General features: G+C 55.0%; 17 protein-coding genes and 3 pseudogenes. 7 read left to right on the top strand and 13 right to left on the bottom strand.

The features are described from left to right. Positions 1–51: 51 nt before the first annotated feature. Both BFV67_RS24075 and BFV67_RS23060 read right to left on the bottom strand, forming a co-directional pair. Complete coding sequence (locus BFV67_RS24075; protein ID WP_127341526.1) at positions 52–231, bottom strand: hypothetical protein; 180 nt, start codon at positions 229–231, stop codon at positions 52–54. Positions 232–471: 240 nt separating this feature from the next. After that, entirely contained in the window at positions 472–654 is a 183-nt protein-coding gene (locus BFV67_RS23060; protein ID WP_071965046.1) for a toxin-antitoxin system HicB family antitoxin, read from the bottom strand. Positions 655–790: 136 nt separating this feature from the next. Between BFV67_RS23060 and BFV67_RS00355 the strand changes: the two genes are divergently transcribed. The 3 genes and pseudogenes from BFV67_RS00355 to rhuM all read left to right on the top strand — a co-directional run. After that, a complete protein-coding gene (locus BFV67_RS00355) occupies positions 791–1,132 on the top strand; it encodes a SymE family type I addiction module toxin (protein WP_069597721.1) in 342 nt (113 codons plus the stop codon). A gap of 58 nt (positions 1,133–1,190) precedes the next feature. Continuing rightward, positions 1,191–1,439 carry a hypothetical protein gene (locus tag BFV67_RS24960; protein WP_069597720.1) on the top strand — a complete coding sequence of 83 codons (249 nt, stop codon included), beginning with the start codon at positions 1,191–1,193 and terminating at the stop codon, positions 1,437–1,439. Next, positions 1,440–1,658, top strand: a pseudogene (gene rhuM / locus BFV67_RS24955) (RhuM family protein); the annotation flags it as partial. It abuts the gene before it with no gap. On the opposite strand, the pseudogene BFV67_RS00345 reads toward rhuM, so the two are convergent. From BFV67_RS00345 to BFV67_RS00335, 3 genes and pseudogenes are all read right to left on the bottom strand, one after another. Further along, positions 1,648–2,103, bottom strand: a pseudogene (locus BFV67_RS00345) (acetyltransferase). The pseudogenes rhuM and BFV67_RS00345 sit on opposite strands and share 11 nt — an antisense overlap. Before the next feature lie 66 nt (positions 2,104–2,169). Next, complete coding sequence (locus BFV67_RS00340; protein WP_069597719.1) at positions 2,170–3,216, bottom strand: class I SAM-dependent methyltransferase; 1,047 nt, start codon at positions 3,214–3,216, stop codon at positions 2,170–2,172. A gap of 78 nt (positions 3,217–3,294) precedes the next feature. Continuing rightward, positions 3,295–3,819 carry a lipocalin family protein gene (locus BFV67_RS00335; protein ID WP_008500115.1) on the bottom strand — a complete coding sequence of 175 codons (525 nt, stop codon included), beginning with the start codon at positions 3,817–3,819 and terminating at the stop codon, positions 3,295–3,297. Between the two features lie 117 nt (positions 3,820–3,936). Here BFV67_RS00335 and BFV67_RS00330 point away from each other — a divergent pair, with 117 nt between their 5' ends. The 4 genes from BFV67_RS00330 (at position 3,937) to BFV67_RS00315 (ending at position 7,468) form a co-directional block, all read left to right on the top strand. Further along, positions 3,937–4,662 (top strand): MerR family transcriptional regulator, encoded by a 726-nt coding sequence (locus BFV67_RS00330; RefSeq protein ID WP_008500116.1) that lies wholly within the window; start codon positions 3,937–3,939, stop codon positions 4,660–4,662. A 99-nt stretch (positions 4,663–4,761) separates the two neighbouring features. After that, positions 4,762–5,172 carry a hydroxyisourate hydrolase gene (uraH, locus tag BFV67_RS00325; RefSeq protein ID WP_069597718.1) on the top strand — a complete coding sequence of 137 codons (411 nt, stop codon included), beginning with the start codon at positions 4,762–4,764 and terminating at the stop codon, positions 5,170–5,172. Between the two features lie 102 nt (positions 5,173–5,274). Then, positions 5,275–6,234: a YbgA family protein gene (locus BFV67_RS00320; RefSeq protein WP_069597717.1), complete on the top strand. Its 960-nt coding sequence runs from the start codon at positions 5,275–5,277 to the stop codon at positions 6,232–6,234. Positions 6,235–6,379: 145 nt separating this feature from the next. Continuing rightward, positions 6,380–7,468: an AAA family ATPase gene (locus tag BFV67_RS00315; RefSeq protein ID WP_069597716.1), complete on the top strand. Its 1,089-nt coding sequence runs from the start codon at positions 6,380–6,382 to the stop codon at positions 7,466–7,468. Positions 7,469–7,524: 56 nt separating this feature from the next. Here BFV67_RS00315 and BFV67_RS00310 read toward each other — a convergent pair whose 3' ends face one another. The 8 genes and pseudogenes from BFV67_RS00310 to cdiA all read right to left on the bottom strand — a co-directional run bounded on the left by BFV67_RS00310 (position 7,525) and on the right by cdiA (position 25,069). Then, the gene (locus BFV67_RS00310; RefSeq protein WP_025910659.1) at positions 7,525–7,776 is read right to left on the bottom strand and encodes a hypothetical protein; all 252 of its coding nucleotides are present in this window, start codon (positions 7,774–7,776) and stop codon (positions 7,525–7,527) included. A 184-nt stretch (positions 7,777–7,960) separates the two neighbouring features. After that, positions 7,961–8,311 carry a hypothetical protein gene (locus BFV67_RS00305; RefSeq protein ID WP_025910661.1) on the bottom strand — a complete coding sequence of 117 codons (351 nt, stop codon included), beginning with the start codon at positions 8,309–8,311 and terminating at the stop codon, positions 7,961–7,963. 295 nt (positions 8,312–8,606) lie between these two features. Beyond that, positions 8,607–9,062, bottom strand: coding sequence for a hypothetical protein (locus BFV67_RS00300; RefSeq protein WP_008500120.1), 456 nt, complete (start codon positions 9,060–9,062; stop codon positions 8,607–8,609). 1,126 nt (positions 9,063–10,188) lie between these two features. Beyond that, positions 10,189–10,389 (bottom strand): hypothetical protein, encoded by a 201-nt coding sequence (locus BFV67_RS23050; protein ID WP_071530939.1) that lies wholly within the window; start codon positions 10,387–10,389, stop codon positions 10,189–10,191. A gap of 192 nt (positions 10,390–10,581) precedes the next feature. Next, complete coding sequence (gene cdiI, locus BFV67_RS23045; protein ID WP_071965044.1) at positions 10,582–10,944, bottom strand: ribonuclease toxin immunity protein CdiI; 363 nt, start codon at positions 10,942–10,944, stop codon at positions 10,582–10,584. A 10-nt stretch (positions 10,945–10,954) separates the two neighbouring features. Further along, positions 10,955–12,059: pseudogene (locus BFV67_RS00290) on the bottom strand (CdiA family toxin C-terminal domain-containing protein); the annotation flags it as partial. A gap of 214 nt (positions 12,060–12,273) precedes the next feature. After that, positions 12,274–12,561 carry a hypothetical protein gene (locus BFV67_RS00285; protein WP_045337177.1) on the bottom strand — a complete coding sequence of 96 codons (288 nt, stop codon included), beginning with the start codon at positions 12,559–12,561 and terminating at the stop codon, positions 12,274–12,276. Further along, entirely contained in the window at positions 12,536–25,069 is a 12,534-nt protein-coding gene (cdiA, locus tag BFV67_RS00280; protein WP_084833280.1) for a contact-dependent inhibition toxin CdiA, read from the bottom strand. The genes BFV67_RS00285 and cdiA overlap by 26 nt, the downstream gene beginning before the upstream one ends. Positions 25,070–25,081: the final 12 nt, after the last annotated feature.

Raw genomic sequence — 25,081 nt, 5'->3', positions numbered from 1 at the left:
TAGTTAAAAATCAAGGCGAGGCATATGGAACTGAAATTAATTAGATAGAACTTACCAATTTATTTTTGAAGCTGCTTTGAGTATTTTGTTTCTTACAGAAGAGGACGCCTTTTTAATTCGATGTTCTGTGATACTTTCAATATTATTAACATATGACGAACGGCGAGCGACGGAATCATTAGATTCTTTATCGTTTTTATTTTCTTCCGTTATACGCACAATGTTAGTCATTTTCTTTCCTTATACCCGGAACATAAAAGCTGCACAATTATACAGTTGCAGCATTTTTTTTCAATGCTCACCTTATGCTTTACATCACAAAAAACGTTTGGGCAAGAAAATATGGATATTTTTTTGTAAATATCAATATGTAGTAATTTATTGAACCTTAAACCCTACATATAGATACTTGGCATTGAATTCATATTTTTAAGATTTCATGCAATAAAATAAGAAATTCATTATCAAGGACTACGACAATTTTCTTCGCTCAATTTCCTTCCTACCCAAAGACTTAAGCCAATTGCCTAAGCTCATCCCTTCAGCCTTCGCCGCAGCCTCAAACTGCGCCTTCAACTCCGGCGTAATGCGAATCTGAAAAGTCGGTGCTTTTCCGGATTTTGACTGATTAGGGTCACGTTTGGCTGTTGACATGTACGTACCTACAAGAGCAAGATATCATCATTCAGGTACGTACCTTAACACACGTGTACCTGAGATTGAAACGCCCTCGCCAGGTACTCGCAATACCGGACGAGAGCTAACCTCACCAACTATCAAGGAGTTGATTATGGCTGACTCGCATTCTACCCCAGACACCGACCAATCCGGAACCGAGCGTTCGTTAATTGTGGGATACCGCCCGAATGTTTACGACAAATCTACGCCAAAAATCATCCTTTCCGGCAAGTGGCTGCGCGCGGCGGGGTTTGATACCGGGCAGCAGGTCACGGTAAAGGTCATGAAAGGATGCATCGTTCTGGTGGCGTATAACGAGCAGGAGCAGCGTTTGCAGGATGATTATAAACGGACGAAGGCAAAGCTCGTTGAGATAGAGGACGCGCTTGCAGCGATCCAAATTCCGCATGCTGGAAAGCGCCTCGCAAAATCAAATACAAACCACCTGGCTTAGCGGCTGTTTCTGGCGTACTACGAGCTTACAGGCATCAACCTAATGAGGCGGGGGCAGCATGACATATGAAGAATTAATAAATTCGCCAGCCGGTGAGTTTGTCATGTTTGCCAGCAAAGATGGAAAAGTTCGCATTGAATGCCGCTTCGAAAGCGATACATTGTGGCTCTCACAGGCCACGATCTGTGAGTTATACGGCAAAGCCAAAGCCACGATCAGTGGCATATCAAGAATATTTTTGATGAGGGTGAACTGGTCGAAAATTCAGTTGTTCGGTTTTACCGAACAACTGCCAGCGATGGAGTAGGTATTTTTACGAGACTGGCAAACCAAACTCGATCAGTTCCTTCAATTTAGCGATCGGGGTGTTTTAAAAGGAGCAGGCAAAATCAGCAAGAAAGCGGCTGATGAAAAGGCGTGCTCAGAATACATTGAGTTTGAAAAAAAGCAGCGCCTGCTGAAAGAAGCCGAAGGTGAGAAAGATATTATCGGCTTATTAAAATGGGATAATCAGGCTAAGCGCTAATCCCGGTATTCCTGCTCAGCTTCATATGCAGCAACGGAAACGGATTCCCCTGCCCGTCCAGTTCCGAGCGTCCGATCTGCTCAAACCCCATATGGCGATAAAACGCGACGCCCTGCGGGTTTTGCTCATTCACGTCGACTTCGTTCGCGCCGAACGCTGCGATGGCGTGTTGCAGCAGCAATTTCCCGACGCCCTTCCCGCGGCTCGCGTCGTCAACAAACAACATTTCAATGCGGTTTTCATCCACGCCTAAAAAGCCGTGAATAACGCCTGCGTCATCGCGAGCAATCACAACCTTGAGATTTGGCAGATAGGCATTGAGCAATAGCGGGCGCAGCGCCGCAATATCGCTTTCCTATAAAAAGTGATGGGTGGCGCGGACGGAGGATTCCCAGATCGCGACCAGACGCTCGAAGTGTGTGGGGAGTGCGGTTTCAATTTTCATGGGGGAGATCATGATTGGAAAATCCTACTAATGCAAATCACGCTATGCGGCCTGTTCCCCCTCACCCTAACCCTCTCCCACAGGGAGAGGGAACTGACCGTGCGGTTTTTCATCCCCTACCCTGATCTCCATCACCGCATACACCCCGTCCTTCGGCACCACCACGGTGACGTTTTCCACCGGCACGCCGGCCGCGAGGTGGATGTCCTGAAGCTGCTGTAACGACCTCGGGTGAATATCCTCCCAGCCGATACCCCGCAGCACAAAGTCAATCTGCGGGCTGCTGGTGAGCATGTTCGACACAATCACCGCGCCGCCGGGTTTGACCAGCCGCAGCGCGCGCTGGAGAAAAATCACCGCGTCAGTATCGTTGAAGTATTCGAAAATCCCCAGCGCGTCGACCAGTTCGGCCTGATGCTCGCCCAGCTCCAGCAGCAGGTCCTCGTTACGCACCAGCGTATGGAGCAGGCTGCGCCTGAGCAGCGTCAGCTGTTCGCCCACCACAATGCCTTCCTGCGCCGCCATGGTTTCCGCCCAGCTCAGCGCTACGGGGTCTTTGTCCACCAGCGTGAGATAGACCTGCTGACCGTCGAGCTTTGCTTCGCGCAGCGCCTCCAGCACCGGAATGGCGGCACCGCTCGCGAGGCTGACCCAGTTGTTCTCGCTTTCATTATGAATGTACTTATCCACCAGCGCGGCCAGCACCCGGGCGCGGGAGCGCACGCCAATCGCATCGTTAGCATGGATAAACCACTGGCGGCTGTCGCTGTCCATTTTTGTGCCGTCGGGCAGGCGGTCCTCCAGCGGGTTTTGCACCACAAACAGCGCCAGCGCGGAGGGGACCAGCCGGGTGCGCCACGCGGTGAGCGCCGGACGGTTGCGGAAGGCCTGTTCGGAATAGCGGTTCTGCGGAACAAGCACGGCCAGCCCCCCTTCGTCGTATTCCACCCGCGGCGGCCGAAGCGCCGGCTCCGCTTTCAAGGCGCGGTCAAGGGAGGCGATCTCACGGGCAGCATCGTCTTTCATCGGCCACTGATCGCTGACGTCGGGAAATGACGCGCTGAAAATCGTCATATTTTCCGGTGCATCGCCGCGAAAAGGCTGCCAGTTCATGTCGTCTTCCCTCCGTTAGGCTTTTAACGGAAGTCTATCCAGGCGTGCCAGTAATGCCCCAGGAAGAAAGCACGATTTTTATTGTTTCACCCACACCAGCTGGTCAACCCGGAAGCCCAGGCTGCGCGCGGTGTTCAGGTAATCCTGCTTCACCGCATCCGGGATGGTCGGCGTACGCGACAGGATCCACAGATAGTCGCGGTTCGGGCCGCTCACCAGCGCGTACTGGTACTTATCGTCGAGTCTGATCACGTTATAGCCGCCGTAGAACGGGCCGAAGAAGGAGACCTTCAGCGCAGCGGTGGTCGGCTCGCCGGTGAAGTACGCTTTCCCCTCGCTCTCATTCCACTTGTTCTTCACCGGATCGTAACCCCGGTTAAGCACGCTAATACCGCCGTCGCTGCGCTTGCCGTAGGTCGCCGTCACCTGCTCCAGGCCGCGTTCGAAGCGGTTTTCCAGACGGGCGACTTCGTACCATTTGCCGAGATAGCGGCTGGCTTCGAAGTTGGTAATAGGCTGCACGCCTTTCGGCGGCGTGGGGGATTTACAGGCGACCAGCGTCAAAGCAATCGCAACACCGGTCACAACAGGCCATAGCTTCATGAGAATTCCTTTCATTTGCACGGTTGGATGTTAAGTGTAGTGCACCGTTTCGGCGCTTCATCCCCTTCGGGAAAATTCGTAGTATATTGAGAGTATTCCTCCACTCTGGACACGGACATGGCTTACTCCATCGGCGAATTCGCCAGACTCAGCGGCATCACCGCCACCACCCTGCGGGCGTGGCAGCGTCGCTATGGTTTACTCAAGCCACAGCGCACGGAAGGCGGCCATCGCCAGTACAGCGATGAGGACGTCCAGCAGGCGCTCAAAATCCTCGACTGGGTAAAAAAAGGCGTCCCGATCGGCCAGGTCAAACCGCTGCTGGAACGCCCGACGCCGGGCCGAACCAACAACTGGCAAACCCTGCAGCAGAACATGCTGCAACGCCTGCAGGACGGCAAAGTCGAGTCCCTGCGCCAGATGATTTACGACGCCGGGCGCGAATACCCAAGGCCGGAACTGGTCGCGAACGTGCTGCGCCCGCTGCGCCGCCAGGTCTCAGCTAACGTGGCCGCCGCCATGACCCTGCGCGCGATCCTCGACGGCATCATCATCGCCTATACCTCGTTTTGCCTCGAAGGCGATAAAAAAGCACCGGGCGATAACATTCTGCTTAGCGGCTGGCACCTGAACGACCCGTGCGAGATCTGGCTCGAAGCCCTAACGCGCACCGGGCAGGGCCACCGCATCGACATTCTGCCAGTTCCGCCAGACGCCCTGGCTCCGGACATTTTCCCGGAGCGAAAATGGCTGCTGGTCACCAGCGGTAAACTCACCGCCGGGCGGAAAAAGCAGGTGGAGCAGTGGCAGCAGCAGGTATCGCTTGAAGTGATTATCCTCTGATCATTTTCTCCTGCGGGAATCTTCACGAAAAGTTGAATATTTTCCCGCGCCGCAAATGCTAACGTTTTCCTGTGACGAATAACTCCACAGGAAAACACCATGAAAAAAACTGCCCCTCTGCTGATCCTGGCCTCAATGGCCTTTGCCCCCGCCGCCTTTAGCGCCCCTGCCGGTACGCTGAGCGTCCACATTCTCGACCAGCAAACCGGGATGCCGCCATCAGACGTGAGCGTTACGCTGGAGAAGCAGCAGCAGGACAAATGGACCCCGATCGCCAGCGGTAAAACTGACCAGGATGGACGCATCAAATCGCTTTATCCGCAGGATCAGGACATGCAGCCTGGCGTGTATAAAGTGACCTTCAAAACCGCTGAGTACTTCCACGGCAAAAAGCTGGACTCCTTCTTCCCGGAGATCCCGGTGCTGTTTACCGTGACCCGCACCAACGAGAAGCTGCACATCCCGCTTCTGCTGAGCCAGTACGGTTACTCGACCTATAAGGGCAGCTAAGACGCATTGATTCTAAAGGAATAAAAAAAATAGTTCCGCTAATACTTGGACAAATTAGTCATGTTGTGTAAGTTTTAATTATATGAACGGGAGGACCACACCATGACAACGAAACCTGTGCTCGGTATTAGCGGATGTTTGACCGGATCCGCCGTTCGCTTTGACGGCGGACACAAGCGTATGAGCTTCGTCATGGATGAGCTGGCCCAGTGGGTGAACTTCAGGCCCGTCTGTCCGGAAATGGCCATCGGCCTGCCGACGCCTCGCCCTGCGCTGCGTCTGATCGTGACGGAACACGGTGAAACACAGATGCGTTTTAGCCATGCACCTCACGAAGATGTTACGCAGAAAATGGCGGACTTTACGGCAGATTTTTTGCCGAAAATTGGCGATCTCGCTGGTTTTATCGTCTGTGCTAAATCCCCAAGCTGCGGCATGGAACGCGTGCGTCTGTATGATGAAAACGGCAACCGGGGCCGCAAGGAGGGGGTCGGGCTGTTCACCGCCGCCCTCCTTGAAACCTGGCCGTGGCTGCCCGTGGAAGAGGATGGACGCCTGCACGATCCGGTGCTGCGGGAAAACTTTGTCGAACGTGTTTTTGCCCTGCACGAACTGAACACGCTGCGTAAAAATGGCCTCACGCGCCGCGCGCTGCTGGACTTCCACAGCCGTTACAAACTCCAGCTGCTGGCGCACCATCAGGCGGGTTACCGTGAAATCGGCCCGTTCGTTGCCTCGCTGCACGAGTGGGAAGACCTGGACGCTTTCTTCGTGGCGTACCGGGAAAAGCTGATGACCATCCTGAAAAAACCCGCTTCGCGTAAGAATCACACCAACGTGCTGATGCATATTCAGGGGTATTTTCGTAATCAGCTGAACACCCGCCAGCGCGGCGAACTGCGCGACGTGATCCTGCACTATCGCAACGGACAGTTGCCTATCCTCGCCCCGATCACGCTGCTGAAGCACTACCTGGCCGAATACCCCGACCGGTATCTGATGACGCAAAACTACTTTGATCCCTATCCTGATGATTTGGGTCTGCGTCTGGCAGTCAAGTGATGAAAAAAATGCGAAGGCCCCATTGACCCGTAGAGGCCCAAAGCAGTACCCCGTTTAGACGACATCCTCACTGTCGTCTCTTTTTTGCATTTCATCTCAAAGACTGTGATTATATACAGGCTTATTCTGCAAAAGGGGCCTGCCTGTGATCCACACCCTGCACATCCAAAACTACCGCTCCATCCGCGAGATGTCGCTGGAGCTTGAGCAGCTCAATATCGTCTTCGGGCCGAACGGCACCGGGAAATCCAATATCTACAAGGCGATACACCTTATGCACAGCGCCGCGCAGGGGCAGTTTTCCCAGGCGCTGGCGAACGAGGGCGGCATTCTGAAGGTGTTCTGGGCAGGTAAAACCCGTAGCGACCAGCTGCGGCGGATGAACCTCGCGGTGGAAACAGAGACCTATGAATACGAGCTGCAGGTCGGGTTTGTGGAGAAGCTGCCTTACCCGTCGCAGTTCCAGCTCGACCCGGTGATCAAGGAAGAATCTCTCTGGCTGAGCGGCCAGCACCGACGCCCCTCGTCCCAGCTGATGAAGCGCAGGAATCAGGCCGTGTTTCTGAACAACGTGCATCACGAGAAGGTGACCCACAGCGGCACGCTGTACGAGAACGAATCGGTATTCGGACAGCTCGGCGAACCGCACCTTTACCCGGAAGTGTCGCAGATGCGCGAGTCCCTGCGTAACTGGCGCTTTTATCATGAGTTTTCTGTATCAATCGGCTCGGCGATGCGCGCCCCGCAGGTCGGTTTTCGCTCCCCGGTGCTGGCCAGCGACGGCGCCAACCTGGCGGCCGCGTTTCAGACCATCGTCGAGATTGGCGACGAGCTGCTGCTGATGCGCATCCTCGATCAGGCCTTCCCCGGCTGCGTGTTTTACAGCGACAACACCGGCGGACGTTTTCGCATGATGATGCAGCGCGAGGGGCTGAGCAGACCGCTGGAACCGGCGGAGTTCTCCGACGGCACCCTGCGCTTTCTGTGCCTGGCGGTAGCGCTGCTCAGCCCGCGCCCACCGGCGTTTATCGCGTTGAACGAACCGGAAAACAGCCTGCACCCACAGATGTTGCCCGCCCTGGCGAGCTTAATCGCCGAGGCCAGCCGCTACTCGCAGATCTGGCTCACCAGCCACTCGCCGGAGCTGGCGACGTTGATTGAGAAGCAGCGATCGTTTTCGCTGTATCAGCTGTCGATGACGGAGGGGGAGACACGGGTGGAGAGGCTGGGGTAAGCCGTATTCTCTTCCTTAGAAGCCCAACAAAAAGAAACACAGTCCCAAACTCGACATTACTCCGGGGGCTTCTTTCGTATCTTGCGCTCATCGAGTAAGGCATATAGCCACGATCTGACGCCTGCCGCGGTTGCTGCAATAGCGCTTACAACGACAACCTGCTTAATATCTGACCGGTCAAAAACAACGTCATGGCTGATGATGAATTTAACGACAATCAGGGCCAGAGAGAAAAACGCCAGGCAGCAAACAAACAGGTAGGCAATGCTGAACAATAACCTGGCGAGAGTAGGTTTATTTTTTGTCATTTTGTTCACATCATCTTTATCGGCATTATCGAAAACGCCCTTCTCAGAGAACCAAAAATATCATCAATATATACCTTTCCCGAGTCTGGTACAGGGCTAAACAGTGGTTGATATGAAAGGCCTGCAAATGTACGAACAGGGCTATAATTTTTATCTTCCCGATAGCAGTGTGTGGTTAATGAATTTAAGTTCTCTGCCCTGATTTATACACAGCAGATTCATTCTCTGCAGCTGCAAACCACGCGCTAAAGTTAGCTACTGCACCATGGTCCGCCCACCCCGGTGATGCAAAAGCATGAACATAGTAAACGTTAGGATCGCCTGATATAGAGTGGCCGTCAAAACAAGCAACATCGTCAGAGTCACTCTTTTTTGCAAATGGTATCAAATTTCGTTCCGGGTATTGCTTTTTAATTTCATCAAACCACTGCTGAGAATATCCCTCGAACTCGCACAGGAACCACCAAGGTTCCAGATCAATAAGATAGTCTTCATCTATAACATTCAGAAAGCTCTGCGGATACTGAAACCCCATGACAAACTCTTTATTCGACCAGTGGTCGCCTCACCCGTGTTGTTGGTGCTAACCTCTTTTTAGGTCGTAGAAATAGAATATTTCAGCCACTTTTAGTTTATCAATTGAATATCGCGTTGAACTAACCGGAAAACAGCCTGCCCCCGCAGATGCTGCCCGCCCTCGCGAGCTTAATCGCCGAGACCCGCCTCTACTCGCAGATCTGCCTTACCAGCTTCGATGGCGGAGGGGGAGACGCGGTGGAGAGGCTGGGGTAGTCTCAATGGGAACGGAGGCTGTTTTTTCGCATCTCGCTTCAGTGAAGCATGCCAATAAAGAACCCCAGATACCCGGCCCTGCTTAACCATATAAAGGGGCTGGTAAGGCCGGATCGCCGGATATTAATCAACTCTCTCATGGGGGCCAGGCCATCATTTTTGATAACGACATTTTTTGCACAATAGCGGCAATGCATAATCAGAAATAAAATTCCGGCGATCGCAAAACCAAAATAACTTTCGCGACTTCCCCAAAAATGGGTGCTTAATTTTAAATAAGTTAATCCCCAGATACTGACTAGAAAGACGATAAATGAAGATGCTGCGATGTTCATGTCTCGCTTACTACCCAGACCAAAAAAGAGCGCATCAAAGAAAAACATCGTGGTAAGAGGTGACTGAACGCTTCTTCCCGTCACTTTACTAAAACGGACAAACACGACAGTTCCGATGAAAAATGCGAACAGCGCAATTCCTAACAACAGATAAATCATTTGATTAGTCCTTCATTGCTTTCTGACATACAACCCCACTCGGATTGTCGGAACAAGACGCCATATCAACGCCATGCTGGCGTATCGTCGCGGCCTGAACATCTTCGCTACCGCCGAGTAAATCATCATCCGCAATAATTAATTTTTTTAAAAGAAAGATACTAACAACCTATACCAACAACAAGTCCACCAAATGAAGCACCCTTAATAACCCTCACTAAGTCAAAAATATTTATCTCAAAAGGAATATTACGAATGAAATAGAGACAGACTTTGAAAAAAATAAGTTAACAAAGCAATAATCTCCATTGTTAAAATCAGCGCCAGCAAAATAAAAAATATTAACCGTTTTTTTAGTTGATTTTGCTGCTCCATTATTGTTGTTAGCAGCCGTAATTTGCCGAGGCCCGCGGGCTGTTTTTTCGCATCTCACTCATACTATCTATTCTCAGCGACTATTTTTCCAGCGATACTCATGCAGTTTGTTTTTTAACCACACCCCTACACCTAATATTAATCCTGTAATACCCCCTTTTATTAATGCGATATGTAATGCCTTTTTCCATGAAAAAAAGAATTCACCATCGTTAAAATAGAAAATTATTGACACTCCGAACTGGCATGCGAAAAGAACAATAGTGACTAAAACTGTACAGTACATAACCAAGAAAAGAAGCCAAAAGATACCAACCTTACTGAAGATGCTCATTGCTTCTTCTCCCGTTTGTTTAACTCATCTTTTACCACTTTTCCTGGAAATTCAAAAGCAGTAGAACCTGTTACTACACCAATAACATCCTTTGTCACTTGATCAGCTACTGGAGACAATGAACCAAAAACTTTTGCTCCTAAACTACCAGCCGCACTTCCAAATCCACGACTTATCAGAGTGTTACTCGGGTCTTCCCTTTTAATCGCACTGCCAATCGCAGCCCCAATATTGATTGCCGCTCATACGTTCCAGCCTTTCCCCGTAGTTGCGGCAGATGCCACGCCCGGCATAATGGCATCAACGGGGAGCAGGTCAGTGAGAAGCAGGCTATCGTAAAATAGCCTGCCGGGATGAGTTCAGATATTTCCAAACAGTATTGCGTAACAAAAAAACGCCGCAGGAGCTGGGATCTTCTCAAGCCATCATATTGGCTAAAATTTGGCCTATATCATTAAGTAAGGCACAGACATCTTCTTTAGAAGCCCCAATCCTGGTTTCAAATTCAGGAACAGAGATACCATTACAGATTTCATTTAAAGCTGAATTCAGGATCAATAACTCATTTTCATCAATGGTTAATTGAGCTTGTTTCCCAGCAAGAGATATTACATTCATCACCTCAAATTATCGAAGTACGCCCTACCGTTTACAGGCCTAAAAACGGTTCCACCATCTGATGTTTTAGGATTGCGTGACCTGGCCGTTTTGGAGTACCGTCGCGGACGGCGGTACTCCAAAAACACATCTTGTCTGGAAGTGAAAAAGGCAGAGCAAAAAAATCCCGCGGACAGTTGGCTGGATTTGTACTCACACAGGTAGCCGAGCAAGTAAGCTATTTACCTTTTCCGTATCTTCCGGGTGAAGCAGCAAATACTTTTCACTTGCAAGTCGTACGTAGTGATAGCAGATTCCTTCACTAACGATAGTAGTATCTGCTTCAGAGGGAGGATAACCAACAGCAAATTCAACACCTTCAAAATGTTCACTTTCGTCATAACTTTCCATATCAGGAAAGAAGCAGTAAACCCCATCTCTTATAAATGAATGCTTTTTAATAATACTTTCAATAGACATCAAGAAAACACCATCATTATACATGAGGTCGAAGTAAGTTTTTATAACCACGTAAGGGTCTGATTTTATATAAGGTAAATCAAATAAAAATTTCATTCATTTAATCCTATTTGGGATGAAAGTTTGTGACTCGACCTGTATTTTTTTTCGAGATAAACTCTAAAATTCAACCCGCCAGCTGTAGCATCATATGCTGACTGACCATTGCGCATTGCATCTCTTTACCCTTTCATTGCAGCCTCTTGCCCAAGATCTAACATTACTTTGCCAGTATATATTTTCGGATCATAGATAGTTTTCTTTACTGGACTTGGTTTATATTCTCCAGTTAAATTCCCCGCGCGATCTTTGGTAGGAGCTAAGTATTCAACTTCAGAAATATCTTTAACTTTTGTAGGTTTATCACTTACGATTTTTACGCCATATTTTTTAACGGTATCATAAAACGCATCAGCATTATGCCCACCTGAGATCCCACTCTTTTGCGTAAACCCATCAACCGTTGCCAGATGTTTTGGTTGATCAATTCTGATATTCATCCCATCAGGATAAGTGATTGTCGTCATGCCCTTCTCTGTACTGGTTTTATATGGCAGCGAATTTCCGCCATACTGACCGCCAGGATACTCTACATCTTTAATATCCTTACCCGGTTTTACTGAATACTCGCCATCGCCTGCAGTCCATGTGATCGACGGATTTTCAGGAATAACTTTGTCTACTTTGGAAGTGACTTTTGCAACAATCTTCTCTGTCAGAGCCGTACCTGTTTTTGCAACACCAACACCACCGGCGACAGCAGTAATGAGATCGGACATGAGTTTACACGCCTCAAGACCTGCATTGTACGCACCTCCCGCACCTGCCCTCTGATACTCTGATTCCATCAGATTGATACGATCAATATAACTTTGTTTAACGGCATCCGACATCGTACTGGACATGTCGTCGCTCGTGATTAATTGCTTAATCGCATCATAAGTGGCGGCAGGATTTGTGACGGCTTTCGATAAACTCTCGACGGAATCACTAATCCCCTGAGGAACACCAACCAGCATACCAGCCCCGTAGGCGGCCTCCTGCCCGATATCAATAGCATCCCATTTAGCACCGACTTTCAACTGACATGAGGTGTTACCTTTACAGGCATCAAACTCTTTATCCCGCTCAGAACGTTGTTGGTTGCTAAGATAGTTATTCTCAACAACTCGTTCCGGTGCACATTGCTGCGATACACATGATTTTTCATTTTATTTCAGTGACTTACAATTTGTTTCGCCTGCTGTACTTCCGGCACAAGAACGTTTTGTCCTGATGTGTATTTTGCTAGTTGACCAAAATATTTCCTAGCAAGCGATCACAGGATAATCCCCACGACTGGTTGTAATAACATACCCGGCGATGTGGCCGAGATCTTACTGCTATTCAGGGAACTAATTGGATCGGGAAGGTTACTTTCCTGCCTTCAATGTAATCCCATATTATTTTATGCAACTTATTAAAAATTGAAGATTCATAAGGCATAAACTTCATTAAGAACGAGTGCAACTCGTCAGAACTGACCACCTTTATCTCCCCAACTTTTTTCACTTCTGCTGAGAAAATTTCTTTATTATCAATGCAGTTAAAATACAAAATGACTTTCCTATCCTCTTCCGAATATAAAATATCATTTATATATAATGAATTACTGGTTGAAGACGGCGTTTCCATTCCAGGTTCCTTTAAACTCTTTATCTGTCATTTTATAACTGGTTCCTTTCCACGGATCATAGATAGATACATTTCCTTTACTATCTGTACCCTTAACAACAACCCAATGCCCAATTTTGCTACCCTGATCCCACATCATTGCACTCCATGAACCTGTTTTGTTCAAAGCATCATAGGCTTCAAAACCAACAAATCCTCCACTCCAGCTACTTCCACTATTTTTAGCCAAATCTCTAGCTAACTGTTCAGGGCTTTTCAGTCCAGTACCTATTTGAGTTTGATCAACAAAGATATTCCTATCTTTCAGCATCATTTCACCGCAAGCACCGCCACAACCCGTTGGCGTTGATTGTTTCACCACATTTGGATCGACTATTTCATCCAGCACATTCCAGTTTCCACCGGCTCCGCCCTTGGGTGCAACGGGCTTAACAATAACTTTTGCCGTCGAGCTTCCTGAAGGAAGAAGCTTCGCCGGTATCAAAGCGCCAGATAATACCCCTGCAACATTCTCCAGCGCTTTCTGGTCACCATTCCAGGCTTTCACAACAGTCGTCTTGATGCCTTCCCACGCATCACCATTCATGATGCTATCCAGTACTTTCGCTGCTGCTGCATCTTTCTTCGCAATATCACTCTGCGCCTGGCTACAGTAGCTATCCCCTGTCGCACAGGCGGTTAACGCTGCTACCATATCAAACGCTGTATCGCCGCCCAGCACGGCTAAGTCGCCGGTTTCAGCAGCAACATTGACCAGACCATTCGCAATCTGGGAAACGGTGTTCTTACCCAGCTTGTCCCTGATCTGGTCCTTCCACCATTCCTTGCTCTCTTTAAGCGACTCCCGGCCTTTATCCCCGGCCATCGAGTTATTCTCAGCCGTCGTCTTGCCCGCCTGAGCCGCCGCTACCGCGTTCGCACTGCTGTCTCCGACAAGCCCGCCAGCCAGGCCAGAAGCCAGTGTCGCCAGCGCAGATACCGTCTGTTTTTCTTCCTCGCTCAGTTCGCTGACCTGTTTGCCAAAACCGTCAACCGCAATCTTACCGGCCAGCTTGTCTACCGCAATTTTGCCAACAAGCTCACCCACCGCTGCACCGGCTGCGGCCGACGCCGCATCTCTGCCGGAAGCGGCTGCAAGTGCGGCGTTGACAACCGCATGGGCCAGCACGCGTCCCTTAAGATCCTTCTCCGGGATGGCATTCGCGATGGCATTGGCGATATACGGCGCGGCACCGCCCGCAATCGCAGCTTTAATGTCACCACCTGCCAGCGCCTGAATGGCCGCCGTTGCTGCCGTGATGGCGCGCTGGGTGCTCTGCCCCGTTCCCATGCCAGACTGGTTAAACGCTTCGTTATAGAAGGTCTGGTACATCTGGTCATGAATCGCCTGATCGGTAACCTCTTTACCGTCTTTTTTCAGCTGGCTGATGGCGGCGTTACGCGCATCGCTCCCAGCGGTTTTCATCTTCTCGTTGGCCGCTTCCGTGGCCGCAATCTTGCCGTTAGTGCGCGCAATATCCGCAACCTGATTGCCGATCTCGCCAATCATTTGCGCGGTTTGCAGGCGTTTCTGCTCTTTCTCTTTGTTAAAGATCGGGTCGATGCTGCCGTTGGCATGGTCAGTGTCACGGCTGAGCGTGCTGACGTCCTGCTTCTGGTTAGCCTGGTCGCGAACAATGATAGCACCGTCGGCTACCGCTGATTGCGTGGTCCCTTCAGCATGGCCGCTGCCGCCCATTCCTGCCAGCATTGTGCTGGCCATGTTGCTAACCAGATTACCCGCAACCCCGGCGCCGCTGCTGAAGCCGACACCCTGATGTTCAACCTTATACTCCGCCTTATTGTTGATGTCCGTAAAGCCCAGCGTACCGGTCTCAAGGCGGTTTTTGTCTGCATCAGCACGGCTGGCAATCACCGCACCGTCCAGCTGCGTATGGTTGCCAACGTTAATATCAAAGCCGCCTTTGCCAGCGAAGATCCCGGTCTGCTCCTGGACCGAGTCGTAGTTGCTCTTCATCTTGTCGCGGCTGATGCTAAAGCTGCCGCTACCGCTGCCCGCTCCCCAGGTGTAGCTTGCACCCGCATTCATACTCTGCTGTTTGCTGTTGTATTTGTCGCTATCCTGCAGGCTGCTGAGGGTCAGGTCGCGCCCGACATCCGCCGTGACCTTATCGCCGTTGACCTGCGCGCCTTTAAGTACCGTATCGCGGCCGCTGGTCAGGTTGACGTTCTGTCCGGCATCCAGCGTCGTTTCGTTCCAGGAGGTTCCATTGCCTTTTTCGCTGCCTCTGGCGGCGTTTACGCTGGCAGAGACGGTGATGCCCGCGCCATTCGGACCGGCGGTAATACCGATCCCGATTGAGCCACCCTTGCTGGAGTTACTGCCCGTCAGTTTGTTGGTGTCGGCTGCACTCGTCAGGTTGATATCCTGAGCCGCATTGAGCGTCAGATCCTTGCCAGCCTTCAGCTGGCTGCCCGCCACGGTAATATCACCGCTTTTGGCAGCGTTGCCCTGACCTGTCGCCGTGATGGCGAGGTTACCCCCGGCATTCAGCGTGCTGCCGGTCGTTTTGTCCTGCTCCGAGTGTGAGGTGGATTTAGAGGACTGTCCGCCAATGGAGGCCATCACGCCGAACGCGCCATTGTTGGTGGGATCGCTGCCGTTAGCCGCTTCAGCGAGACGGTTGGCCTGCACGGCCTGAACACCCGACAGTGCCGCTTTGGTCGCCTGCAGTGCGGCGAGACGGCCATCGCTCTGGTCTTTCACCGCCATTGCCGTGCTGGCCGCAGTGTTCACCGCGTCACCCACTGCGCCGGAGAGGGCAATCGTCAGGCCACTGCTTTTCTGCTTGAAGGTTTGATCGCTGGTGAGCCTGTCGTGACCCGGCTCGATCGTCACGCTGTCGCCGGTGAGCGCCATATTTTTGCCAGCCACCAGATCCGCGCCGCCGACATGCAGCTGATTACCGGCGGCAATATCAACGCTCCCCCCCGTCGAGCCCACCGTACTGAAGCTCTGGCTCTGGGTGGTGCCCTTCTCACGGAGATCCTGGGTACTTTTGCTGCTGCCGATGGTGAAACCAATCCCGCCCGAGCCCATCAGGCCGGATTTTTTCTCTTCCTTAAAGCGCCAGGAGGTATCGCTGTTCGTGGCCGCCACGATATCGACGTTGTTGCCCGCCTTAAGCTTCACGTCGCCATCGCCCGCCACGGCGGAACCGTTCACCAGCAGGTTATTGCCCGCCACCACCTGCACGTTATCGCCGCTCAGCAATGAGCCGGATTCACGCGTCGCGCTGTTCTCCTCGATGGTGTGGGTGGTTTTCTTGCTCAGGAACCCTTTTTTGGTTTTGGTCTGCTCTTTGTAGTGATAATCGCTTTCGGTTGCGGTATTGAGAGTGACGTCGCGGCCCGCCGCCACGCCGATATCGCCCTTCGCCGTTACCTGCGCGGCTTCGGTGGTGACATCGCGCCCCGCGAGGATCTGGGTATTCGCCCCGCTGGCGATCTCGGTTCCCTGCTGGCGTACCGATTCGTTGATGACGGTTTTCTTGCCTGACTTATAGCTATCGCCCTGCGTGGTCTCTTCCGCCGCCAGATTCACGTCGCGACCCGCTTGCAGCCCGACGCTTTTCTCCGCTGCCAGCGCGGCGGCCTGAGCGTTGATATCCTGCCCGGCCTTCAGCACCAGGTTATCGCCTGCGGAAATCGTGGTGCGGTCGAGCCCGGTGCTGTGAGATTCCTTCTGCATCAAACGATCATCATTGTTGGATAGTTCAGAGTTCAGGTTAATATTTTTTCCTGCACTCAAAGTGACACTACCACTACTATTTAGATCGCTGGCATTAATATTAACGTCGTTCCTTGCATACGTGATAACGTCTCCTCCGGCGTTAACAACACTACTTTGCCAATATACTGAACTACGTCTAATATTCGAATGGTTTGATGCAAGTTCATTTTTAACTATGTTTGCATTGACGAAAACATCGCCCCAAGCATTAAGTAAAATGTCACCACCGGATTCAAGCTTGGCTCCAGTGAGCGTAATGTTCTTTCCTGAATCAACACTCAGCGTATCTTCGGCGATGATCGAAGATAATTCACCTGCTTCTGAATGATTGCTAGTTAAAAAGCCATACTTATTCTTTGCATTTCTATTTATTTGCTCTAAGAGCGTTATGTTATTGATATCGCCATTTATCGTTTCTAGCGCTACTGTTTTCCCGTAAATAGCAGAACCAATATTATTGATATCGCCGATGGCGCTCAGGTTCAGGTCGCCACCCGCTTTCATCAGGCCGTTGTTGAGGTTGCTGATGCTGTTCTGGCTGTCGAGCGTCAGGCTGTTTTTCGCCAGCAGCGAGCTGCCGCCGTTGGTGATGTCGCCGCCCTTCAGGGTGACGTTGTTACCCGCGATTACGCTGCCGTTATTGACGGTGACGTCCTTCGGCGACAGGTAGAGTTTCGGTACCATCACGGTTTCGCCGTTGACGGTGGCTTTCTCCCACCACAGCAGGCTGTGGTCGAGCGCGGCAATCTGATCGGCGGTCAGCGAGACGCCAAACTGCAGGCCCAGCGACTGCTGCGCCGCCGCGGCGTTGTCCATCAGATAGCGCATCTGATCCAGATCGGAGCCGATGCCGTTCAGGTAGCGGTTACCGGTCTGGTTGAGCACCACGTTGGAGACATAGCGGGTATCGAACGCCGCATCGCCGAGGAAGCGGTAGTCGTAATCCGGGTTCAGGTTGAGGCGGCCGAGCATGTAGGACGAGCCGAGGAACTGCTTCTCGTCGGTAAACGCCAGCCGCGTCTCCTGCGGTACCGTGGACGACGGTTTGACCCCGAGCATTGCGTTCAGGTCGGCAAACAGGGCGGGATCAAGCTGTCCGAGACCGTTCAGTTTCGGGTTGATGCTGATCAGGTACGGGCTTTTCGGGTTATCGGAGAAGACGAAATAGCCGTTGTTGCCCGACGGCAGCGGGTAAGCGCTGGTATCGACGCGCTGGACCTCATATTGCTTGCTGACGCTGCCTTTGATGGAGCTGAGTTCAGTGGTGGTAATCCCCGCCTCCGTCAGCGCCCCGAGTATCCCGAGGTTAGCGTCACCTTTCTGCGTAGTGGAAATCATACTGAGTGATGCATTTTCAGATCTATTCGTTTCGATCGGACCACTACCATTGAACTGTTTTAAGCTATCCTGTAACAGATCTTGCCAATCTGGCATGGCAGTCATATTATTTTCTACAGAAACAAGATCTAACGCTTTTGAAGCTGCAGGTGTACTGAGTAAATCAATCGATTGCAGAGTAGGTGGTGTGAAAGTAGGTGAAATAGTTCCTCGAACGTCTGTCGAATCACTATTATTAGTAACACTGCCAAAATTAAGCACAACATTTCCATTACCCTGTAGTACTCCTCTTAAAGAGGAGGATAAATCTGTTCTATATTCTTCGGTAGGATGGTAGGCAAGCGAGCCGTATAAGTCAGGTATATTATAAAGCGGTGTAGCGCTAAAGGTAATACCTAACTTTTCAATATAAACAGGATCAATTGTGTTATTAGAAATTAACCCAGCATCGGGTGTAAAACGCTGGTAAACCGTCTGAACCCCAGACTGATATGATTGATTATTAAGAACTTTACCGGAGATTGAAACATCTCGCCCTGCCAGTATATAGCTACCCAAGTTATCTAAAGTTCCTATCTCTCCATTGATATCTCGGCCAGAAACTATGCGCCCAGCATTTCCAGTCGCTACTGTTGAATAGGTGATTTTTGAAACAGCAATTTCTTTTTCTTTTGTAGGATTGACCAAGACAAAATATGAATATGGTTTTGCTTTTTCTTCTTGCATTCCAAAGTCGAGTGGTTTACTTACATTGACATACCTAACTTCATCTGAAGAAAAGAAAGACAATGGGATATTAACAGCACCAGGAATACTCCAAGCGAATTCCGGGAAGGTATTCTTTATATCTTCTTTTTGAGTTTCGCCCTTGGTAATACTTAGCCATTGGTTGATTAAGCGTCCAGTATTAACCGTAATATCGCCACCCTGCGTCTCAATATTCCCCGACGTATTCACCACCTGGCTGTTCGCATTCCCTGCCGCATCCCGCTGCATCCACAGGTTGTTTCCCGCCATGATGTCGCCGCGCTGGTTGGTGATGCTGTCGGCAAACAGCGCCAGGTTATTCGCCGCGTACAGCAGCGCGGTGTTGACGATGGCGCCCGGCGCGCTCAGGGTCAGCGAGCCGCGCGTGCCGGTGAAGCCGTCCACGGTAATGTTGCTCCGGCTGGCCACGGTGATGTCACCTCCGCCCTGCACCGAACCCGCGGCATTCAGCGCCACGCTGCTGCCGGAAAGCGTACTCGCGCCGCCGCCGGTGGTGATTTGTCCGTTGTTGCTGAGCTGCCCGCCCGCACTCAGGTTGACCGCCTGCCCCTGCAGCACGCTGCGGTTATCGATGTCGCCGCCGCTGTTGATAGTCAGGGTTCTGCCTGCCGCCACGGCAGTCCGGCTGGTAAACGCGTTCGTCAGCTGCAGCGTTAAGTCCCCCAGGGACACCAGCTGGCCGGTCAGGTCCAGCCCCCGGCTCTGCAGCCACAGGTTGCCGCCGCTCAGCAGCTTGCCGCCCGCGCTCTGGGTTACCTGGTCCGCACCAATATTCAGCTGCGTGTTGCCGAGCAGCGTGCCGCTGTTGTTCAGCTGGCTGTAGTTAACCGTCAGCTGTCCCGCCTGGGTGGTGCCCTGGCTGGCGAAATTGGTGCCGGTCAGGGTGGCGCGATCGGCCACCCACGTGCCGCCGTTGGTGGCGTTTGCCGCATTGAGGATCAGGTCGGTGGCCTGCAGCCAGCCGGTGCCGGTGAACTGCGGCGTGCCGAGCGTCAGGCGCGCGCCGGAGAGCAGCCTGCCGTCGTTACGCGCCTGCGAGGAGGCGGTCACGCGCGTCTCGCCGCCACCCTGGATCAGGCCGTAGTTAAACAGCGCGGGCGTGGTCAGCGTCAGCGCATCGCGGCTGACGATTTCGCCTCCGCTGTTGTTGGTCAGCGTCCCGCTGAGGGCCAGCGTCGCGCCGTTATCGCCCTGCAGACGTCCGTTGTTGGTGAGCGCCCCGGTGGTGATGCCGAGCGTGCCCCCCTGCATTTTGCCGTCGCTGGTGACGGAGGCCGCCGTGATGTTCAGCGCCCCGCCGGACAGCAGGGTGCCGCCAGACTGCTGGCTGACCGCGCCGGTCTGGCTGAGGGTCAGACCATTCACGCCGCTGATGGCGCCGCTGTTGCTGAGCGTACCGCCTGTCAGCGTCAGGTTTTTCGCCGCCCACTGCCCCTGGTTCGCCAGCGTCGCGGCCTGCAGCGTCGCCGCACCCAGCGCGGTGATCCTGCTGCCTGCGGTTCCGGTGAGCGTATCGGCCAGCGTCATCTGCAGCGCACCGGCGCTCTGCACCGCGCCGCTGTTGGTGAGCGACCGGGCGTTAAGCAGAATATTCTGTGCCTGCCAGCTGCCGGCGTTGGTCACAGCCCCGGACGCAATCGTCAGAGTACCCTGGGTGAGAAGCTTGCCGCCTGCGCCGTTCATCAGCTCCTGCTGCGGCGCGGCCATCGCCATGCGCGCCATCAGCCGCTGCTGACCCTGAACGGTCAGGCTCTGCAGACCGGTCAGGGTGCCCTGGTTGTTAATGCTGCTTTGACGCAGCGAGAGGGTGTTCCCCTGCACGGTACCGCTGTTTTTAAGCGTGCTGCCGCCGAGCGTCACATCGCCCTCGCTGAGGAGCTGCCCGCGGTTATCCAGCGTCTGGGCGGTGATATCCGCCCGGCCCTGGCTCATCAGCGAGCCGGCTGAGGTCAGCGTGCCGCCGGTCGTGGCCGTCAGCGTTCCCTGGCTGAGCAGAGACCCGCCGTGCGTCCAGTCGCTGGCGCGGATGTCCGCGCCGTTCCCCTGCAGCGTGCCCTGCGTGGTCAGCTGGCCTGCATCCAGCGTCAGCATGCCGCCGGAGAGGGTGCGCGAGGTCGCGCCCGTGGTCAGCGTGGTGCCGGTGAGCGCCAGGCCGTTCGTTCCCTGCATCAGCCCGCCGTTGTTCATATCGCGGGCGGTGAGGGACAGCGTACCGCCCGTGATGCGCCCCGGGTTCGCCAGGGTATCCGCGGTGAAGGCGGTCGCGCCGCCGCTCTGCAGCAGCCCGGTATTCGTTAACGCCCCGCTGAGCGTGCCGCTGAGTCCCGTCTGCCCGTTCACCGTGCCGCTGTTGGTGAGGGTGGTGCCGGTCATGCCCAGCGTGGCGCCCTGCAGCGTACCGGCGTTCGTCAGCTGTCCGCCCGCCAGCGTAAAGCCGCCGCCGGAGAGCCATTTACCGTTCAGCTCGTTGATAAAGCGGTCGGCGGTGGCGTTAACCGCGTTGCTGCCCTGCATCAGGCCGCTGTTGCGCAGCTCAGTACCGCCTGCTGTCAGCGTTTTGCCCGCCACCGTGCCGCTGCTGGTCAGCGTCGTCGCGTTAAGCGCGGCATTGTCGGTGGCAATGATGTTCCCCGTGTTGGTCAGGGCATTGCTCAGGCCCAAATCCAGGCTCTGCGCCTGAATATCGCCCCGGTTCGTCAGGTCGCTGCCCCGCAGGGTGAACCCGCCCTTCACCAGCAGCAGGCCGGCGTTATCGAGCGTGTCGAGGGATACGTTCAGAGGACTGCCGCTCACCAGCTGACCGGTGGCACCGTTGCTCAGCGCGCGGGTGGTCAGCGCCAGCGTGTCGTTACCCTGAAGGATCCCGGTGTTGTTCAGCTGCGCAGCCTTCACCGTGAGGGCTTTCCCGGCCAGCTGGCCGTCGTTGAACAGCTGCGCCGCCGTCAGCGTGAACAGGTTCTGGCTGAGCAGGGCGCCCGTGTTATCCAGCCTGCCGGTCGCGGAAAGCGTCAGGGCATCCAGCGTCTGAACGCTGCCCTGGTTGTTCAGGCTCACGGCGTCAAGCGTCGCGCTGCGCCCCTGAAGGCTGCCCGCGTTGCTGAGGGTTTGTCCGCTGAGCGTCAGGGTCTCGCCGCCCGTCACCTGGCCCTGAGGCTGGTTCGTGAAGGTGTTCCCGGACCAGGCCAGCGTGCTGCTGCCCTGAAGCAGGCCGCTGTTCTGCAGGTCGCCCCGCAGGGTCAGCACTTTCGCCAGCAGCTGGCCCCGGTTATCGGTCCTGTCGGCCTGGACGTCCAGCGCCTGCTGGCTGAGCACCTTACCGCTGTTGGTCAGCGTGCCGGTTACCGCCGCCGTCACGCCCGCTTCCCCCAGCGCGTTACCGGTATTCATCCACTCACCGGTGGCCAGGTTCAGGGTGTTGCCCTGCAGCAGCCCGGCGTTGTTCAGGGTGGTGTGGTGCAGGTCGAGCGCGCCGCCGGAGAGGAGCATGCCCGCCTGCTGGTTGCTGAGCTGTGTCCCGGTCGCCGTGAGGGAATGTGTCCCCTGCAGCGTGCCGCCGTTGGTCACCGACGCGCTGTTAAACTGCGCGTCGGTGCCGGCCATCAGCCCGCTGTTCGTCAGGCTGGCGGTGGTCAGCGTCAGGCCGTTCCGGGCAATCACCCGCCCGTCGGCATCGTTGCTGGCCTGTCGGGTCAGGTTCAGCAGCAGCGTGGTGGCGCTGAGCTCGCCGCTGTTGACCAGCGTGTCGCCGCCGAGCGTCAGCGTTCCGCTGCTGCGCAGCGCGCCACGGTTAGTGAGGTCTGCCACGCCGAGCGTCAGCGCCGAGTCCCCCTCGACGGTGCCCTGGTTTTGCAGGCTGTTCGCCGTGATGTGCAGGTCGCTGGCCGCAATATTGCCCGCGTTAGCAAACGCAGTGCCGTTAAGGGTGAGCCGGTCGTCCGCCAGCAGGCGTCCGGTATCGGTGTTGGTCAGGCTGAGGTAGTCGCTGCTCAGGCTGACGCCGTTGATTTCTCCCTGGTTTGTCAGCGTGTCGCCCCGGAGGCGCAGCGTGCCGTCGGTGGTGATAAGCCCGCTGTTAGACAGCACCGGAAGGTTCAGCGTTAAATCCTGCGTGCTGTAGACCGATCCGCCCGCGAGGTTTGTGAGTGACCCGGTCTTCAGGCCGAGCAGGGTGGTCCCCTGCAGCAACCCGCTGTTCTCCACCGAGGCAGCGTCCAGCGCCAGCGTACCGGCAACCAGCGTACCGCTGCTGGTGATGCGGTCAGGAGCCGTCAGGGTCATGCGATCCGCTTTTGCGACGCCGGACTGGAGGATGTTCTGTCCGCTGAGCGCGATGGCGCTGGCGGTAAGCTCTCCGCCGCTGGTCAGGTCGCCGGTTGCGTTAAAACTCAGCGCGTTACCGGTGGATTTCCCGGCGTGCGCAATCGTGCCCGCCGTCACCGACAGAGCACCCTTCGCCGCCTGCGTGCCGTTCAGCGCGGCATTCTGCGCCTGCAGGGTAAGCCCCTGCCCGCTCTGCAGATGCGCATCCCGGCCGGTGGTCAGGTCGCCGGTGCTGACGGTTAAGGCCCCCGCCGCGTCCGTCTGCCCGTTCAGGCTGGCGCTGCGGGTCGCGGAAATCTGTACATTGCCCTGGCTGGTGGTACGGGACGCCTGACCGCTGGTCAGGGTGCCGGCCTGCGCCGTCAGCGCCGTCGCGCCGGACAGGGTGCCGTTCTGCTCAAGCGCGTCTGCCGTCACGCTCATCGCCCCATCAGCCAGCAGGCTGCCGCTGTTACGCAGGGCCTGCTGCGCCGTGACGTTCGCATTGCCTTTCGCGCTCAGCGTGCCCCGCTGCTCCAGGGTATCAACGCTCAGCGCCAGGTTGCCGGCGCTCTGCAGGGTACCGCTGTTAGTGACCGTCTGCCCCTTCAGGGTGACGTCGTTACCCTGCACCGTGCCGCCGTTTGTCAGCTCTCCTGCGTTCACGTCAAGGTGGCCTTTCGCCGCCAGCTGGCCGCTGCTGGACACCCTGTCGCCGGAGAGGGCAATGTCACGCCCCGCATTCACCTGCCCCTGATTACTGACGGCGCTGCCCGTCAGGCGGACATCGCCCGTGGCATCGGCCCGGCTCTGGCCGTCCAGCACCAGCTGCCCGCCGCTCAGGGCCAGATTCTCTCCTGCCGAGACCGCACTGGCCGTGGATGACAGCGTGCCGCCGCTGCTGAGGGTCGCGCGGGTATCGCTACCGCTGCGGGTATTCGTCAGCGTGATATCTTTCCCGGCCGTCACGCTGAGCGCGCCTTTGCTGGTGACGCTGCCGCCGCGCTGCGTCAGGCTGCCGTCGGTGGACAGCGTGGTGTCGGCCTGACCCGTCAGCGTCGCATCCGCAAGCGCCATTCCCTGTTTGCTCGTGACGGTTAGCGCCCCGCCCTGAGCCGACACGCCGCCGCCGTTGACGGTCAGGGTAGCTTTACTGTCCAGCGTCGCCGCGCCGCGGGAGACCAGGGCGGTATTGCTGAGCGTCATCCCCTGCCCGCTGCTCACCGACAGCGCGCCCGCGCTGTTTGTCCCGCCGCCCGTCGTCTGCACTTTCCCCGTAGCGGAAAGGCGCATATCGCCCTGGCTGGCGAGCGTGCTGTTATTGAGTTCCACATCCTGCGAGCTGGCCACATTCAGCGCGCCACCGGCCTGATGGCTGCCGTTGAGGACCACTCCCGCGCCGTTCGCGGTAATCGAGCCGCTGGCCAGGCTGTTCGTGACCGTCAGTTTCCCGCCCGCGTCCAGCTGAATATCGCCCTGGCGCGCGGTGAGGTTGCCGAGGTTCACCCCCACGCCCGTCTCGCTGGAGACCAGGCGGATACGGTTCGCATACATCCCGCCGAGCGCGCCGGTATCCACGGCCACCACGGGCGCGGCGCCCTCACCGGCAATCGGCCTGACGCTGCCGTCCGTGCCCACGCGGTTCGCCCCTGCCGTCACCTTCAGGTCGTTCGCATGTATCGCGGCGTTCACTTCCGTCGCGCGCGCAATAATCGACAGCGCGTCGCTCTTGCTGGCATCCAGCCCCTGGCCTTCAACCGTGATGGCGCCTTTCGTCACTTCCAGCGCCTGCAGGTTACCGCTGGCGTCGAACTGCGGTTTCCCCGTGGTCAGGGTGACGTTCGGGGTGTTGATAAATCCGCACCCGTTACAGGTAATGCCGTACGGGTTGGCCACCATGACGTTTGCTGCTTTACCGGCGACTTCCGTATAGCCCTGCAGCTGCGAGCGGCTGGCGCCCGTGACTTCGTTGATAATGCCTTTCGCTTCCCGCCCGGCCTGCAGGTTGGGGTTGTTCTGGATAAGCCCGCCCAGCTGGGTCCGGGTTAAACGGTCCGTGCCGTTGTTGAGGATAAGCCCCTCTTTGCCGACGTTATACTCACCGAACTGGTTATGCGAGATACCCGCCCCGTTGGGCGTGGCGATGTTGACGACCGGCACCCCGTTCCCCGCCCGATCGACCGTGGTCTGCCCGGTCGGCGTAAGCGCCGCCGCGACGGCAGGTGCCATCGGCTGCCAGACCATCAAACCGCAGACAATCCAGCTGATCAGACGCTGCGAGAAACGAACGGGTGGGTGACGGGTATCCATAGTCGTAGAGTC

This window comes from Enterobacter roggenkampii, from assembly GCF_001729805.1.
Lineage (GTDB): Bacteria > Pseudomonadota > Gammaproteobacteria > Enterobacterales > Enterobacteriaceae > Enterobacter > Enterobacter roggenkampii.
The sequence above is the reverse complement of the archived record's forward strand: the minus strand, read 5'-3'. Positions and strand labels throughout refer to the sequence as shown.

Excerpts from the sequence above, each read along its gene's own strand:
- BFV67_RS24075 (WP_127341526.1), bottom strand. The coding sequence starts at position 231 with ATGACTAACATTGTGCGTATAACGGAAGAAAATAAAAACGATAAAGAA.
- BFV67_RS23060 (WP_071965046.1), bottom strand. The coding sequence starts at position 654 with ATGTCAACAGCCAAACGTGACCCTAATCAGTCAAAATCCGGAAAAGCA.
- BFV67_RS00355 (WP_069597721.1), top strand. The coding sequence starts at position 791 with ATGGCTGACTCGCATTCTACCCCAGACACCGACCAATCCGGAACCGAG.
- BFV67_RS24960 (WP_069597720.1), top strand. The coding sequence starts at position 1,191 with ATGACATATGAAGAATTAATAAATTCGCCAGCCGGTGAGTTTGTCATG.
- BFV67_RS00340 (WP_069597719.1), bottom strand. The coding sequence starts at position 3,216 with ATGAACTGGCAGCCTTTTCGCGGCGATGCACCGGAAAATATGACGATT.
- BFV67_RS00335 (WP_008500115.1), bottom strand. The coding sequence starts at position 3,819 with ATGAAGCTATGGCCTGTTGTGACCGGTGTTGCGATTGCTTTGACGCTG.
- BFV67_RS00330 (WP_008500116.1), top strand. The coding sequence starts at position 3,937 with ATGGCTTACTCCATCGGCGAATTCGCCAGACTCAGCGGCATCACCGCC.
- uraH (WP_069597718.1), top strand. The coding sequence starts at position 4,762 with ATGAAAAAAACTGCCCCTCTGCTGATCCTGGCCTCAATGGCCTTTGCC.
- BFV67_RS00320 (WP_069597717.1), top strand. The coding sequence starts at position 5,275 with ATGACAACGAAACCTGTGCTCGGTATTAGCGGATGTTTGACCGGATCC.
- BFV67_RS00310 (WP_025910659.1), bottom strand. The coding sequence starts at position 7,776 with ATGACAAAAAATAAACCTACTCTCGCCAGGTTATTGTTCAGCATTGCC.
- BFV67_RS00305 (WP_025910661.1), bottom strand. The coding sequence starts at position 8,311 with ATGGGGTTTCAGTATCCGCAGAGCTTTCTGAATGTTATAGATGAAGAC.
- BFV67_RS00300 (WP_008500120.1), bottom strand. The coding sequence starts at position 9,062 with ATGATTTATCTGTTGTTAGGAATTGCGCTGTTCGCATTTTTCATCGGA.
- BFV67_RS23050 (WP_071530939.1), bottom strand. The coding sequence starts at position 10,389 with ATGAATGTAATATCTCTTGCTGGGAAACAAGCTCAATTAACCATTGAT.
- cdiI (WP_071965044.1), bottom strand. The coding sequence starts at position 10,944 with ATGAAATTTTTATTTGATTTACCTTATATAAAATCAGACCCTTACGTG.
- BFV67_RS00285 (WP_045337177.1), bottom strand. The coding sequence starts at position 12,561 with ATGGAAACGCCGTCTTCAACCAGTAATTCATTATATATAAATGATATT.
- cdiA (WP_084833280.1), bottom strand. The coding sequence starts at position 25,069 with ATGGATACCCGTCACCCACCCGTTCGTTTCTCGCAGCGTCTGATCAGC.